A 14,699-nucleotide genomic window follows, 5' to 3' on the forward strand; every position below is an offset into this window, starting at 1 on the left:
GATCGGGTGAGCTCGGCATTGAAGAAGGACCACCTTCGCATCGCATCAGTCAACGTCAACGGCCTTCGTGCCGCCTACAAGAAGGGCATGGCGGAGTGGCTTGAGCCGCGCGAGGTGGACATTCTCTGCCTCCAGGAGGTCCGCGCGCCTGACGCGATCGTCCAGGAGTTGCTCGGCGAAGGCTGGTACATCCTGCACGCCGAGGCGGAGGCCAAGGGCCGCGCCGGCGTCGCCATCGCCTCCCGCGAAGAGCCGCTGGCCACCCGGGTGGGGATCGGGGAGGACTACTTCGCCACGACCGGACGCTGGGTGGAGGCGGACTACACCGTGCGGGACGCGGCAGGGGAGGCATCGCAGCTGACCGTCGTGAGCGCCTACGTTCACTCGGGCGAGGCCGGCACGCCCAAGCAGGATGACAAGTTCCGCTTCCTGGACGTCATGATCACGCGGCTCCCCGAACTCGCCAAGCACAGCGACCACGCACTCGTGGTGGGCGACCTGAACGTTGGGCACACGGAACTCGACATCAAGAACTGGAAGGGCAACGTCAAACGTGCCGGCTTCCTGCCGGAGGAGAGGGCCTATTTCGACCGCTTCTTCGGCGAGGAGATCGGCTGGAAGGATGTTCACAGGGGCCTGGCGGGTAACGTCGACGGCCCCTACACTTGGTGGTCGCAACGGGGCCAGGCCTTTGACAACGACACCGGCTGGCGCATCGACTACCACATGGCCACGCCCGCTCTCGCTGCCGCCGCAGTGTCAGCCGTTGTCGACAGGGCGCCGTCCTGGGACACACGCTTCTCCGACCACGCCCCGCTGGTAGTGGACTACCGGCTCTAGTCTTAAGGCTTCCACGAATGACCACCACTTCCACTGTGACCGATTCCGGCGCCGCCCCCGAAGCCGCGAAGGCCGCTCCGGCGACCACCGGAGCCCGGCACCGCATCCTCTCGGGCATGCAGCCCTCGGCCGACTCCCTGCACCTGGGCAACTACCTCGGAGCCCTCGTGAACTGGGTCCGGATGCAGGACGAGTACGACGCCGTCTTCTTCATCCCGGACCTGCACGCCATCACCGTTCCGCAGGATCCCGCCGAACTGGCCCACCGCACCCGGGTCACGGCCGCGCAGTACATCGCCGGCGGCGTCGACGTGGAAAAATGCACGCTGTTCGTCCAGTCCCAGGTGCCCGAGCATGCCCAGCTGGCATGGGTCCTGAACTGCATCACGGGATTCGGCGAGGCCTCCCGGATGACCCAGTTCAAAGACAAGGCCCACAAACACGGCTCGGACCAGGCCAGCGTCGGCCTGTTCACCTACCCGATCCTGCAAGCCGCGGACATCCTCCTCTACCAGCCGCACGGTGTCCCCGTGGGCGAGGACCAGCGCCAGCACGTGGAACTGAGCCGTGACCTGGCCCAGCGATTCAACTCCCGCTTCGGCCAGACGTTCACGGTCCCGCAGCCCTTCATCCAGAAGGAAGCCGCGAAGATCTACGATCTGCAGCACCCCACCGCCAAGATGTCCAAGTCAGCGGAGTCGCCGGCGGGCCTGATCAACCTGCTCGACGATCCCAAGGTCACCGCCAAGCGGATCAAGTCCGCCGTGACGGATGCCGAGACGGAAATCCGGTTCGACCGTGAGGCGAAGCCGGGCGTGTCCAACCTGCTGACCATCTACTCGGGGATCACGGGGCAGAGCGTCGAGGCCCTTGTCGCCGCCTATGAGGGCAAGATGTACGGCCACCTCAAGGTGGACCTCGCCGAGGTTGTCACCGAGCACCTGACGCCGATCCGGAACCGCGCCAATGAGCTGCTCGACGATCCCGCGGAGCTGGACCGGCTGCTGGCCCTCGGCGCGGACAAGGCCCGGGAGATTGCCTCGGTCACCCTGCGCGACGTCTACGCCAAGGTGGGATTCCTGCCGTACGCCGGCGCCCACGGAGTCCGCTAGGTCGATGTCCTCCGTCAGCAAAGTCACCGCGAAAGCCGCCACGTCGAACGGGCAGCGCAGCGAAGGCATCAGCATCGGCGTGATCCTGAGTTTCCCGGCGGACATCGCCGAGGAGCTCCAGCGCTGGCGCGCGTCCTTCGGGGACCCGATGGCCGCGGTGGTCCCGGCCCACATCACGCTGGTCACCACCACCATGACGCAGGACTGGGAAGCGACGTGCAGCCATGTCCGGGACGTGGCACGCCGTCAGGAGCCCTTCACGGTCACCATCGCGGGGACGGGGTCCTTCCGGCCCGTGTCCCCGGTGGTGTTCCTGAACGTGGAGGACGGCTTCGGGGACTGCGTGAACCTGCACCGCCAGCTGCAGTCCGGCCCGCTGGAGCGCGAGCTGCCGTTCGACTACCACCCGCACGTCACCGTGGCCCACGATGTCGCCCCGGAAAGCCTCGATGAGGCCGAAACGGTCCTCAGGGATTACAGGGCCACGTTCCCGGTGGCTAGCATGGGACTCTACGAGCACGATGACAACGGCATCTGGCAGCTACGGGAAGAGCTTGACTTTGGGACCAAACCTGACGACGACAGAGGCCCGGACGGCACCGCAGGCGCCCGCTAAGCCGCCGCTTCCCACCGATCTGGCCGGGCTGAAACTGGAAGTCATCCGCAAACGGGTCGAGTGGGGACGGATTCGGCGCTCCGGGGGCGGCAGGTTCGCGTCGCTGATGGCCATGATGGCCTGGCTGCTGGCCCGGGTTAACGCGCTGCTGCCGGTACGGGCGTACACACACTACCTGCGCCAGCGCGGCCCGCTGTTGAGTGCCGGCATCGGGTTCAGGATGTTCTTCTCCGTTACGGGTCTGTTGGCCACCGGATTCTCCATTGCCGGCCTCGTCCTCAGCGGACATCCGGCCCTGCTGGACACGATTATCAAGAGCGTGGACGCCGCCGCGCCCGGGCTGTTGCAGGTCGACGGCAGCCAGGGACTGGTTGATCCCTATCAGCTGCTGAACCCCGCCAGCCTCGGCTGGGCCGCCGGGATTGCCGCCATAGTCACGGTATTCACCTCCCTGGGCTGGATCAGCGGCATCCGCGACGGTGTGCGGGGCATGATGCGGCTCGGCCCGCTGGTGATGAATCCGATCCTGCAGATACTTAAAGACGTCGGCACGCTGATCCTGATGGGAGCGGCCCTGGTGGTCAGCTCTGCAGCCTCACTGATCTTCGGCACGGCCGCGGGTTGGGTGGCCCAGCAGCTGGACCTCGACCCGGTGGTGGCCGGGCCCCTAACGACCTCCATTACGATCCTCGTGCCGCTGCTGCTCGGCTGGGGGACTGCACTGATCATGTACCGGGTGGCCGCAGGGCTGAAACCCGCCCGCCGCTCACTGCTGGAAGGGACCACCCTCGCCGCAGTGGGCGCCACCGTGTTGCAGATCTTCAGCACCCAGCTGTTGGCCAGCGCGGGCAAGAACCCGATCCTGGCGCCCTTTGCCATCATCATCGGCCTGCTGATCTGGTTCAACCTGGTCAGCCAGGTCTACGTTCTTTGCGCCGCGTGGGTGGCGATCCGGGAGGAAGACTCCAAGACCGAGCCCGCCGTCACGACTACCGGGTGGGGAGCCCGGCGCGTCCAGCCGGGCAAAACGCCGGTGGAGACGGTGGTGGAGCCGCGGGCACGCCGGCGGCCGCTGTCCGCCGCGTTCAGGCGTCGAGGTACTGGTCGGCCCACGCCGAAATAATCTTCGCGGCCCGGGCCGCCTGGCCCTTGCCCGTCAGGAGGTGGTCGCTGCCCTCCAGCGAGACGAAGCTGCGCGGGTGGCGTGCCGTCCGGAAGATGGTGCTGGCGTTTTCGATCCCCACAGTGTTGTCGGTGGGGGAGTGCAGCACCATGAGCGGTTTGTGCAGCTGCCGGATGCAGTCCGTGAGGTCTGCGTTTTCCAGGTCCTCGACGAAGTGCCGGCGGATCTCCACGCGCTTGCCGCCGAGGTCCACCTCGGCACTTCCCTCGCTCAGGATCCGGTCCAGCGCGGCGTCGAAGACGTGGGCCACGTGCTTGGGCGAGAAGGGTGCCCCCACCGTGGCAACGGCCTTGAGTTCCGGGATCTGCCGCGCGGCGGACAGGACGGCGGCGCCGCCGAAGGAGTGGCCCACCAGCAAGGACACCCGCCGGCCCGAGTCCCGCATGAATTCGGCGGCCTTGACGGTGTCCGCCACCTTGTGGCTGAAGGAGCCCTCCGACCACATCCCCGCGGACTCGCCGAGCCCCAGGTTGTCGAACCGCAGCATGCCCACGCCGTTGTCCGCCAGGGCCTTGCACATCCGCGACGCCGACGGGCTGTCCTTGCCCAGGGTGAAGCCGTGGGAGAACACGCCCCAGCCCTTCACCGGGCCTTCAGGCAGGTCCACGATGCCGGAGAGGAGTTCGCCGGTGGAACCCTGGAAGGAGACTTTTTCTGAGCGGGACACGGTGTCCCCTTTCGTGTGAGGGGGTAGACGACGACGGCGCCCCCACCTAAAAGGTGAGAGGCGCCGTCGTCGTGGTTCTCTTGGTACTGACTCGCTAAGTTCTGGCGAACCTGTTGCTAGATCTTGCGGGACAGGATGGCCTGCTTGACCTCGGCGATCGCCTGGGTGACCTGGATGCCGCGGGGGCACGCCTCGGTGCAGTTGAAGGTGGTGCGGCAGCGCCACACGCCTTCCTTGTCGTTGAGGATCTCCAGGCGCATGTCGCCGGCGTCATCGCGGGAATCGAAGATGAAGCGGTGCGCGTTGACGATCGCCGCCGGGCCGAAGTACTGGCCGTCGGTCCAGAACACCGGGCAGGACGAGGTGCACGCGGCGCACAGGATGCACTTGGTGGTGTCGTCGAACCGCTCGCGGTCCTCGGCGGACTGCAGGCGTTCCTTGGTGGGCTCGTGGCCGCGGTTGATCAGGAAGGGCATGACCTCGCGGAAGGACTGGAAGAACGGCTCCATGTCCACGATCAGGTCCTTCTCCACCGGCAGGCCCTTGATGGGCTCGACCGTGATGGGCTTGGACGTGTCCAGGTCCTTCAGCAGGGTCTTGCAGGCCAGGCGGTTGCGGCCGTTGATGCGCATGGCATCGGAACCGCAGACGCCGTGGGCGCAGGAGCGGCGGAAGGAGACGCTGCCGTCCATCTCCCACTTGATCTTGTGCAGGGCGTCCAGGACACGGTCGGTGCCGTACATGGTGACCTTGAAGTCATCCCACGTGGCGTCCTCGGAGACCTCGGGGTTGTAGCGGCGCACGCGCAGCGTGACGTCGAAGGACGGGATTTCCCCGCCCCCGCCGACGCCGGCGGGCAGTTCGATCTTGGATGCTGGCTCAGCGAGTTCAGCGCTCATCTTAGTACTTCCTCACCATCGGCTCGTAGCGCGTAAAGACCACCGGTTTGGTGGCAAGCCGGATGCCCGCAATCGCTTCAGCGGAACCGTCCGCCGGAGCATGCTCATCCTTGTACGCCATGGAGTGCTTCATGAATTTTTCGTCGTCGCGCTCGGGGAAGTCCTCGCGGAAGTGGCCGCCGCGGGACTCTTCGCGGTGCAGGGCCGCCACGGTCATGACCTTGGCGAGCTCCAGCAGGAAGCCCAGCTCCACAGCTTCGAGCAGGTCCAGGTTGAAGCGCTTGCCCTTGTCCTGGACGCTGATGCGCTGGTACCGCTCCTCGAAGGACGCGATGTCCTTCAGGACCTGGTTCAGCGTGTCCGCGGTGCGGAACACCTGCATGTTGGCGTCCATGGTGTCCTGCAGTTCCTTGCGGATTGCAGCGACCTTTTCGGTGCCGTTGGAGGTCCGGACGTGGTCCAGCAGGTTCAGCGTGTACGCCTCCGGGTCCGCCGGGAGCTCCACGAAGTCCGCCGTCTTGGCGTATTCGGCGGCGGCGATGCCGGCGCGCTTGCCGAACACGTTGATGTCCAGCAGCGAGTTGGTGCCCAGGCGGTTGGAGCCGTGGACGGAGACGCAGGCGACCTCGCCTGCGGCGTAGAGGCCCGGAACCACGGTGTCGTTGTCCTGGAGGACCTCGGCGGTGATGTTCGTGGGGATGCCGCCCATGGCGTAGTGCGCAGTCGGGAAGACGGGAACCGGCTCCGTGTACGGCTCCACGCCCAGGTAGGTGCGGGCGAACTCGGTGATGTCCGGCAGCTTGGCGTCGATGTGCGCGGGTTCAAGGTGCGTCAGGTCCAGAAGGACGTAGTCCTTGTTCGGGCCGCAGCCGCGTCCTTCGCGGACTTCATTAGCCATGGAGCGGGCCACGATGTCGCGCGGAGCGAGGTCCTTGATGGTGGGCGCGTAGCGCTCCATGAAGCGTTCACCCTCGGAGTTGCGCAGGATGGCGCCTTCGCCGCGGGCGGCCTCGGAGAGCAGGATGCCCAGGCCGGCGAGGCCTGTCGGGTGGAACTGGAAGAACTCCATGTCTTCCAGCGGGATGCCGCGGCGGAACGCGATGCCCATGCCGTCACCGGTGAGGGTGTGCGCGTTGGAGGTGGTCTTGAAGACCTTCCCGGCGCCGCCGGAGGCGAACACCACGGACTTGGCCTGGAAGACGTGCAGTTCGCCTGAGGCGAGGTCGTAGGACACGACGCCGGCAACGCGCTTCTGCTTGTACGGGGTGCCGTCCTCGCGGACCGCGTCTTCCTCGACCGTCAGCAGGTCCAGGACGTAGTACTCGTTGTAGAACTCAACGTTGTGCTTGACGCAGTTTTGGTACAGGGTCTGCAGGATCATGTGGCCGGTGCGGTCGGCGGCGTAGCAGGCGCGGCGGACCGGTGCCTTGCCGTGGTCGCGGGTGTGGCCGCCAAACCGGCGCTGGTCAATGCGGCCCTCGGGCGTGCGGTTGAACGGCAGGCCCATCTTCTCCAGGTCCAGGACGGCGTCGATCGCTTCCTTGGCCATGACCTCGGCTGCGTCCTGGTCAACCAGGTAGTCGCCGCCCTTGATGGTGTCGAAGGTGTGCCACTCCCAGTTGTCTTCTTCGACGTTGGCCAGGGCCGCACACATGCCGCCCTGCGCCGCACCGGTGTGGGACCGGGTGGGGTAGAGCTTGGTCAGTACTGCTGTTCGGGCGCGCTGACCTGATTCGATCGCCGCGCGCATCCCGGCGCCACCGGCACCGACGATCACGACGTCGTACTTATGGACCTGCATACCAGATGCTCTTTCTCTCAAAATTCGCTGTAACCCACCGTCAGGTCGCGCCTGCGCGGTGAAGTTTCGTGCAATCTGCGCCTGCGCTCGGCAGGCAAGATCAGTTGCCGCGGCGGACCGTCAGTGCCTGCCCGAAGGGGCGGTGGTCCGCGGCAGCGCCGCCGTTAAGGCTGCGCCCTAAGGCGCAGGGCAGAAGCCGCCGGGAAGCTGGACGCCGTTGGCCACGGGGCACGGATCGAAGGTGAAGATGACCAGGGTGCCCAGGATGATGATCACGGTGGTGGCCGCGTAGAGGACGATCTTTAGCCAGAGGCGCGTGGCGTCCTTCTCGGCGTAGTCGTTGATGATGGTGCGGACACCGTTGGTGCCGTGCAGCATGGCGAGCCACAGCATGGCCAGGTCCCAGAACTGCCAGAACGGGTCGGCCCACTTGCCGGCCACGAAGCCGAAGTCGATCGCGTGGATGCCCTCGCCGACCAGCAGGTTGACGGTCAGGTGGCCGAAGATCAGCACCACCAGCACGACGCCGGAGAGCCGCATGAAGAGCCAGGCGATCATCTCGAAGTTGCCCTTGGACCCGCCGCTGCGGCGGTACTTCGGCTGGATCTTTCCGCTACCGGGTTGTCCACTGCGTGGGGGTTGAATAGTTGCAGTCATGGCTTAGTGACCTCCAAGGGCGAGGGACAGGTGGCGGATGGCGAAGCCGGCCATGACAACGACCCAGAGACCCAGGACCGTCCAGAGCATCTGACGCTGGTACTTGGCACCCTTCTTCCAGAAGTCGACGGCGATGATCCGCAGGCCGTTGAAGGCGTGGAACACGATCGCTGCGACGAGGCCCGTTTCACCCAGGGCCATGAGGGGGTTCTTGTAGGCGCCAATGACGGCGGTGTAGGCCTCGGGGGACACACGCACCAATGAGGTGTCCAGCACGTGGACCAACAAGAAGAAGAAAATCACTACACCGGTAATGCGGTGTCCAACCCAGGACCACATGCCTTCACGGCCGCGGTACAAGGTGCCAGCTGGTTTTGTCGGCACTGAATAAACCTCCCTGCAACACAGCGGCGCTGGCATGGGATCCACGCGGGGGGAACGCCTGCTGCGAGAGCACTCGTAAGCTCAAGCCTAAATCTAGGCTTCGCTCACAGCTTATTCAATTTGGGAACTTGTTGTTGACAGGCCCCGGCGCGGTTTTCTGTCTCTTTTGAGACGAACGCCACATTTGGCCGTCCCCAAGGGGGTCGGAAAGGCCGCGCAAGGGCCCATTCCCGGCCCGGTTCCCGGCCGGGTCAGAGGTGTTTTGGCGGGTGTCGGCTAAAGTAGCCCTGATGACTACAGACAAAGTGACAAGCCAGGATTCCCCGTTGGACCGTTTCATTGCGGTCATTCCGGCGGGCGGGGTGGGGACCCGTCTCTGGCCACTGTCACGGGCAGCAGCCCCGAAATTCCTTCACGACCTGACCGGTTCGGGCAGCACGCTGCTGCGCGCAACCTATGACCGCCTCCAGCCCGTCGCCGGCAAGCACGTGCTGGTGGTGACCGGTGCCGCCCACCGGGCCGCCGTCTGCCGCCAGCTGCCCGAGGTCCTGGAATCCGACCTCGTCCTGGAAAGCGAGCCCAAGGACTCCGGAGCGGCGATCGGCCTCGCCGCGGCCATCCTGCACGAGCGCGACCCGGACATCATCATGGGCTCCTTCGCCGCGGACCAGGTCATCAGCCCGGACGACCTCTTCCAGGACACCGTCCGTGAGGCCGTCTACACCGCGGCCGCGGGGAAGATCGTCACCATCGGCATCAAGCCCACCCACCCCTCCACCGGATTCGGCTACATCCGCTCCGGCGCGAACCTCAACATCCCCGAGGCGCCCCGTGCGCTGTCCGTGGTGGAGTTCGTGGAGAAGCCCAGCGAGGAAGTGGCCCAGCAGTACATCGACAGCGGGGACTACGTCTGGAACGCGGGCATGTTCGTGGCGCCGGTCTCGCTGATGCTCAAGCACCTCGAAGCCAACCAGCCCGAGCTCTTCGCCGGACTGCAGGAAATCGCCAAGGCCTGGGACACCCCGGAGCGAGACGCCGTCACCGCCCGGGTCTGGCCGACGCTGCCCAAGATCGCCATTGACTACGCCGTGGCCGAACCGGCCGCCGCCGCCGGCGACGTCGCCGTGGTGCCCGGAACCTTCCGCTGGGACGACGTCGGGGACTTCGCCTCCGTGGGCCGGCTCAACAGCGCCAAGGAAGTCGACGAGGTCACGGTTCTGGGCGAGGGCGCACGGGTCTTCACTGAGAACGCCAGCGGCGTCGTGGTGTCCGACACCAAGCGGGTGATCGCCCTGATCGGCATCAAGGACGTCGTGATCGTTGACACCCCTGACGCCCTGCTGGTCACCACCAAGGAACACTCGCAGCGGGTCAAGCAGGCCGTGGATGCCATCAAGGCCAAGGGCGACACCGACGTCCTGTAGGCGGCCCGGGCGGATCCTGGCCCTCCGGGTCCGGCTCCCGGGTCTGGCCCTCCGGGTCCGGCGCCCGAATTCAGCAAACCGTAACGCGCCGTACCCGATGCCGCTATTTATTGTCTGCTCGCTAGAGTTGTTCCGTGCGCAACTATTCGACTGAAGCTGAGCCCACGACTCTCGTGGGGCCGTGGCTGGAGCCCCTCCTGCCGGAGCTGATCGCGTTCCGCCGCGACCTCCACGCGCACCCGGAATTGTCGTTCAAGGAATTCCGCACCACGGACAAGCTGGCCAAGCGGCTCGAGGCGGCCGGTCTCAAGCCCCGGCGCCTCGAAGGCACGGGCCTGACCGTCGACGTCGGACAGGGCCCCATCGCCACCGCCCTGCGCGGCGACATCGACGCCCTGCCGATCATCGAGGAAACGGGCCTTGAGTTCGCCTCGAAGAACCACGGCGTGACCCACGCCTGCGGCCACGACGTCCACACCACCACGATGCTCGGCATCGCCCTGATCCTGCAGCGTATGCATGAGCAGTCCCCGCTGCGGGGTACGGTGCGGATCATCTTCCAGCCGGCTGAGGAAACCATGCCCGGCGGTGCCAGTGCGTGCATCGAGCAGGGCGTCCTGGAAGGCGTCCCGCGCATCCTGGCGCTGCACTGCGACCCCCGGATCGAAGTCGGCAAGATCGGCACCCGGATCGGGGCCATCACCTCCGCCTCGGACACCATCAAGATTGAACTCTCGGGCCGCGGCGGCCACACCTCGCGCCCCCACCTGACCGAAGAACTGGTCTTCGCCCTGGCGCAGATCGCGATCAATGTTCCGGCCGTGCTGTCCCGCCGCGTCGATGTCCGCAGCGGCGTCTCGGTGGTCTGGGGCCAGATTTCCGCCGGGTCGGCCCCAAACGCCATCCCCGGCAGCGGCTACATGGCCGGCACCATGCGGTGTCTGGACCGCGACGCCTGGCATGACGCCGGCGAGCTGCTCGATGACATCATCCGGCAGATTGCCGAACCGTACGGCGTCGACGTCCACCTGGAACACACACGGGGCGTCCCGCCGGTGGTCAACTCCGAACACGAGACGGCGCTGATCGAGGCCGCGGCCCGTGCCGAAATCGGCGAGGGCGCCGTGGTCCTGACCCCGCAGTCCATGGGCGGGGAGGACTTCGCCTGGTTCCTGGCCGACACCCCGGGCGCCATGATGCGCCTCGGCACCAAGACCCCCGGCGGAGAAGAGTATGACCTCCACCGCGGCGACTACATCCTGGATGAGCGGGCGCTTGGCCTCGGCATCCAGGTGCTCACGGCGGCGGCCCTGCGCACCATCCGCGACCTCTAAGTCCCGCAGATAGTTCCCGCGCAGACCGTCACCCTGACCGCCGCGCGGAGTTTCCCCGCCTTTGCGGGCCCGACGCCGGGACGCGCCGACGGTACGGGCCGACACGCCGTCGGCGTCCAGCGAACATGGGGAAATCCGGCGGGTGCAGGCCTGAGCGCCGGCGTCTGCGCACTTCGATTGCGCACAACTAAATTGTGCACAATTTAATTGTGCGGTAGGGTGGAGCTATGACCACGCCAGAGGGAAGCCGCGCCGTCGGTTCGGAAGCGCTCCGCCTGAACCGCCAGGTGTGCTTTGCCATGTATTCGGCATCACGCGCCGCCACGGCCGCCTACCGGCCCATGCTCGAGGAGCTTGGCCTGACCTACCCGCAGTACCTCGCCATGCTGGTGCTCTGGGAGGCGGAACCGCGCAGTGTCCGTGAGCTGGGCGAGGAGCTCGGACTGGACTCCGGCACGCTGTCGCCGCTGCTTAAGCGGCTCGAGGCACTCGGCCTCGTGGAGCGCCGCCGGTCCGCAGAGGACGAGCGCCGCGTGGAGGTATTCCTGACCGACGCCGGGGCCGCCCTGAGCGCCAAGGCGAGCAGCATCCCGCAGCGCCTCGCCGACGCCGCCGGCCTCACGGCCGCGGAACTGGACCAGCTCCGCGAAACCCTGGGCCGGCTGACCAGCGCGCTCCACGCCTCCCGCTAAGCACCCCGCCAAGCATCCTGCTTAGCCATCCCGCAAGATTTTTCCCGCCGATAGAACGGAAACCCCATGAAGACCCTTTACACGGCCGAGGCCCTTGCCTCCGGCGAAGGCCGCGACGGCACCGCCGTCAGCAAGGACGGCAAGCTCAGCGTCACCCTCGCCAGCCCGGTGGAACTCGGCGGCGACGGGGCGGGCACCAACCCCGAGCAGCTGTTCGCCGCCGGCTACGCCGCGTGCTTCCACTCGGCCCTCCGCCTGGTCGGCCGCCAGCAGAAAGCGGACCTGACGGATTCCGCCGTCGCCGCCAGGATCCACCTCGGCGCCCTCGACGGCGGAACCGGCTACGGCATCGCCGCCGAACTCGAAATCGCCCTTCCCGCCGTGGACCGCGAGACCGCCGAGGCCCTCGTGGCCAAGGCCCACGAGGTCTGCCCCTATTCCAACGCCACGCGTGGCAACATCACTGTCGACATCACGATCCTGGAGGTCGCCGCATGAGCACCACTACCCAAACCCTGACCCTGCCCGCCACCAGCCGGGAAATCCAGCTGGCGTCCCGGCCGCACGGCCGTCCCGTGCCGGAAAACTTCCGCCTCGCAGAGTCGCCGCTGCCCGAGCTGCAGGACGGGCAGGTCCTGGTCCGCAACCTCTACATCTCGGTGGACCCCTACATGCGCGGCCGCATGAACGACGTCAAGTCCTACTCCGCGCCGTTTGCGCTGGATGCTGCCCTCGACGGCGGCGCCGTCGGCGAAGTCATCGCGTCCCGTTCCGCGGACCTCTTGGTGGGCGACGCCGTCGTCCATTCACTCGGCTGGCGCGAATACGCCGTCCTCGATGCGGCGGCCACCACGCCGGCGCGCACCGATCTGGCGCCCGCCCCGGCATTCCTCGGCGTCCTCGGCATGACCGGCCTGACCGCCTACGCCGGACTGCTGAAGGTTGCTGAGTTCAAGCCCGGAGAGGTGGTCTTCGTCTCGGGCGCCGCCGGCGCGGTGGGCTCGCTCGTGGGGCAGATCGCCAAAGCCATGGGCGCGTCCCGCGTGATCGGCAGCGCGGGCTCGCCGGAAAAGGTGGCCCGGCTGCTCGAACTTGGCTTTGACGCCGCGTTCAACTACCACGACGGCCCTGTCGCCGAACAGCTCGCCGCGGCCGCCGGCGACCGCGGGATTGACGTCTACTTCGACAACGTGGGCGGCGAGCACCTCGAAGCGGCATTGTCCTCACTCACCGTGGGTGGCCGGGTGGCCATGTGCGGGGCCATCGCGCAGTACAACGCCACCGAGCCCACACCGGCGCCGAGGAACCTCATGCAGGCGATCGGCAAGCAGCTGACGCTCAAGGGCTTCCTGGTCGGCGGCTACTGGCAGCACATGGCCGAGTTTGTCGAGACCATGTCCGGCTGGCTGGCTGACGGAACGGTCCGCTACGACGAGACCGTGGTGGACGGTCTGGAGAACGCCCCGCAGGCCTTCATGGATCTGCTCGACGGCGCCAACACCGGGAAGATGCTCGTCCGGCTCTAGTCCGCCGTCGGAGATTTGCGACGACGCCTCCGGAGCAGGTACTGCACCACAACGCCTCCGGCGCCCTGCGCCGGAGGCGTCGTCGTGCCCGGGACCGATACGGGCCCGATGCAAGGGTCGATGGGGGAACGACGCGGGGCCGGCGCGGTGCCGGCAGGAAGCACCCGGCTACCGCTAGGTAACAAGTTCTCAACAATCTGGGTAATTGCTGTGAAGTCTGCTACGTGGACGTGGCGCAGGACACTAAAGTGGCTAGCATCAGTGCGCCTCGGCGCAGTGCTGCGAATCCATCAGTGAAAACAGAATTTAGCGGAATACCGCAGACAGACACTCATTGAGCTCCCGTCGTAGCGCCTACTCTTTCTTCCTGGAGGAAAATTGAAGAACTCTCTGCGTGCCACCTTCAAGCGCGGATCAATGGCCGGAGTGGCCACCGCGGGCGCGGCTGCACTCCTGCTGACCGGCTGCGGAGCTGCCCCTGAGGCAAGCACCGCCACCCAGACCGCCAGCAACTACCAGGGCTGCATCGTGTCCGACTCGGGTGGTTTCGACGACCAGTCATTCAACCAGTCCTCCTATGAGGGCCTGCAGAAGGCCAAGAAGGATCTCGGCATCAAGACGAACGAGGCCGAGTCGAAAACCAACAACGACTTCGAGCCGAACCTGCGCGCCATGGTCTCTGCCGGCTGCAACCTGACCATCACGGTCGGCTTCCTCCTCGGCGATGCCACGAAGGCCCAGGCCACGGCCAACCCGGACAAGCACTTCGCCATCATCGACTTCGGCTACGACACCCCGGTTGCCAACGTTAAGCCGATCATCTACGACACCGCCCAGGCCGCGTTCCTGGCCGGCTACCTCGCGGCAGGCACCACCAAGACCGGAACAGTTGCCACCTTCGGCGGCATCAAGATCCCCACGGTCACCATCTTCATGGACGGTTTCGCCGACGGCGTGAAGTACTACAACGAGAAGAAGGGTAAGGACGTCAAGGTCCTTGGCTGGGACAAGGCCAAGCAGGACGGTTCCTTCACCGGAGACTTCGAAAAGCAGGACAAGGGCAAGCAGTTCACCCAGAACTTCCTGGACCAGGGTGCCGACATCGTCATGCCCGTCGCCGGTCCGGTCGGCAAGGGTGCGGGCGCGGCCCTGAAGGAAGCCAAGGCAGCAGGCAAGGACGTCAAGCTCATCTGGGTTGACTCCGACGGCTTCCTCACGGCACCTGACTACAAGGACATCATGCTCTCCTCCGTCATGAAGCAGATGGGCGAGGCAGTTGAGACGGTGGTCAAGCAGGACAAGGACGGCCAGTTCACCAACGCGCCCTACATCGGCACCCTCGCGAACGACGGCGTCCAGCTGGCTCCGTTCCACGACATGGATGCCCAGGTTCCGGCCGAACTGAAGTCCGAGCTGGACCAGATCAAGAAGGACATCGCCGACGGCAAGCTGAAGGTTGAATCCGCAGCCAGCCCGAAGGCCTAACTTCCTCCGCTAAGCGCCACGGCCCGTCCGGTCACCACCGCACGGGCTGTGGCGCTTTTCGTTGCGGCCCGCTGCGCCT

15 protein-coding genes are annotated in these 14,699 nt (G+C 66.4%); 10 read left to right on the forward strand and 5 right to left on the reverse strand.

Features of this window, described 5'->3' with window-relative positions; genetic code table 11:
* Nucleotides 1-6: 6 nt before the first annotated feature.
* The 4 genes from LDO15_RS05675 to LDO15_RS05690 are packed head-to-tail and all read left to right on the forward strand — an operon-like array spanning nt 7 to nt 3,691.
* Nucleotides 7-840, forward strand: a complete 834-nt coding sequence (locus LDO15_RS05675) for an exodeoxyribonuclease III (RefSeq protein WP_223984886.1) — start codon at nt 7-9, stop codon at nt 838-840.
* A gap of 17 nt (nt 841-857) precedes the next feature.
* Nucleotides 858-1,952, forward strand: coding sequence for a tryptophan--tRNA ligase (gene trpS / locus LDO15_RS05680; RefSeq protein WP_223984888.1), 1,095 nt, complete (start codon nt 858-860; stop codon nt 1,950-1,952).
* Nucleotides 1,953-1,956: 4 nt separating this feature from the next.
* The gene (locus tag LDO15_RS05685) at nt 1,957-2,568 is read left to right on the forward strand and encodes a 2'-5' RNA ligase family protein (protein WP_223984889.1); all 612 of its coding nucleotides are present in this window, start codon (nt 1,957-1,959) and stop codon (nt 2,566-2,568) included.
* Entirely contained in the window at nt 2,513-3,691 is a 1,179-nt protein-coding gene (locus LDO15_RS05690) for a YihY/virulence factor BrkB family protein (RefSeq protein ID WP_223987110.1), read from the forward strand. Before LDO15_RS05685 ends, LDO15_RS05690 begins: the two co-directional genes overlap by 56 nt.
* On the opposite strand, the gene LDO15_RS05695 is transcribed toward LDO15_RS05690, so the two are convergent.
* The 5 genes from LDO15_RS05695 to sdhC form a co-directional block, all read right to left on the reverse strand.
* Nucleotides 3,654-4,418: an alpha/beta fold hydrolase gene (locus tag LDO15_RS05695; protein ID WP_223984891.1), complete on the reverse strand. Its 765-nt coding sequence runs from the start codon at nt 4,416-4,418 to the stop codon at nt 3,654-3,656. The genes LDO15_RS05690 and LDO15_RS05695 overlap by 38 nt on opposite strands.
* Nucleotides 4,419-4,534: 116 nt before the next feature.
* Nucleotides 4,535-5,317 (reverse strand): succinate dehydrogenase iron-sulfur subunit, encoded by a 783-nt coding sequence (locus LDO15_RS05700; protein ID WP_018774751.1) that lies wholly within the window; start codon nt 5,315-5,317, stop codon nt 4,535-4,537.
* A 1-nt stretch (nt 5,318) separates the two neighbouring features.
* Nucleotides 5,319-7,118, reverse strand: a complete 1,800-nt coding sequence (gene sdhA / locus LDO15_RS05705) for a succinate dehydrogenase flavoprotein subunit (protein ID WP_223984893.1) — start codon at nt 7,116-7,118, stop codon at nt 5,319-5,321.
* Between the two features lie 177 nt (nt 7,119-7,295).
* Nucleotides 7,296-7,775 (reverse strand): succinate dehydrogenase hydrophobic membrane anchor subunit, encoded by a 480-nt coding sequence (locus LDO15_RS05710; protein ID WP_223984895.1) that lies wholly within the window; start codon nt 7,773-7,775, stop codon nt 7,296-7,298.
* 3 nt (nt 7,776-7,778) lie between these two features.
* Nucleotides 7,779-8,114 carry a succinate dehydrogenase, cytochrome b556 subunit gene (gene sdhC / locus LDO15_RS05715; protein WP_346655992.1) on the reverse strand — a complete coding sequence of 112 codons (336 nt, stop codon included), beginning with the start codon at nt 8,112-8,114 and terminating at the stop codon, nt 7,779-7,781.
* A 335-nt stretch (nt 8,115-8,449) separates the two neighbouring features.
* On the opposite strand from sdhC, the gene LDO15_RS05720 reads away from it, so the two are divergent.
* The 6 genes from LDO15_RS05720 to LDO15_RS05745 all read left to right on the forward strand — a co-directional run bounded on the left by LDO15_RS05720 (nt 8,450) and on the right by LDO15_RS05745 (nt 14,620).
* On the forward strand, nt 8,450-9,583 hold the full coding sequence (locus LDO15_RS05720; protein WP_223984897.1) for a sugar phosphate nucleotidyltransferase: 1,134 nt from the start codon (nt 8,450-8,452) through the stop codon (nt 9,581-9,583).
* 134 nt (nt 9,584-9,717) lie between these two features.
* Entirely contained in the window at nt 9,718-10,917 is a 1,200-nt protein-coding gene (locus LDO15_RS05725) for an amidohydrolase (RefSeq protein WP_223984899.1), read from the forward strand.
* Between the two features lie 227 nt (nt 10,918-11,144).
* A complete protein-coding gene (locus tag LDO15_RS05730) occupies nt 11,145-11,609 on the forward strand; it encodes a MarR family transcriptional regulator (protein ID WP_223984902.1) in 465 nt (154 codons plus the stop codon).
* Nucleotides 11,610-11,675: 66 nt separating this feature from the next.
* Nucleotides 11,676-12,107, forward strand: a complete 432-nt coding sequence (locus LDO15_RS05735) for an organic hydroperoxide resistance protein (protein WP_091557019.1) — start codon at nt 11,676-11,678, stop codon at nt 12,105-12,107.
* Nucleotides 12,104-13,135 (forward strand): NADP-dependent oxidoreductase, encoded by a 1,032-nt coding sequence (locus tag LDO15_RS05740; RefSeq protein WP_223984905.1) that lies wholly within the window; start codon nt 12,104-12,106, stop codon nt 13,133-13,135. The genes LDO15_RS05735 and LDO15_RS05740 overlap by 4 nt, the downstream gene beginning before the upstream one ends.
* Before the next feature lie 417 nt (nt 13,136-13,552).
* Nucleotides 13,553-14,620, forward strand: coding sequence for a BMP family ABC transporter substrate-binding protein (locus tag LDO15_RS05745; protein WP_223987114.1), 1,068 nt, complete (start codon nt 13,553-13,555; stop codon nt 14,618-14,620).
* Nucleotides 14,621-14,699: the final 79 nt, after the last annotated feature.

The sequence above is a fragment of the Arthrobacter sp. NicSoilB8 genome, assembly GCF_019977355.1.
Lineage (GTDB): Bacteria > Actinomycetota > Actinomycetes > Actinomycetales > Micrococcaceae > Arthrobacter.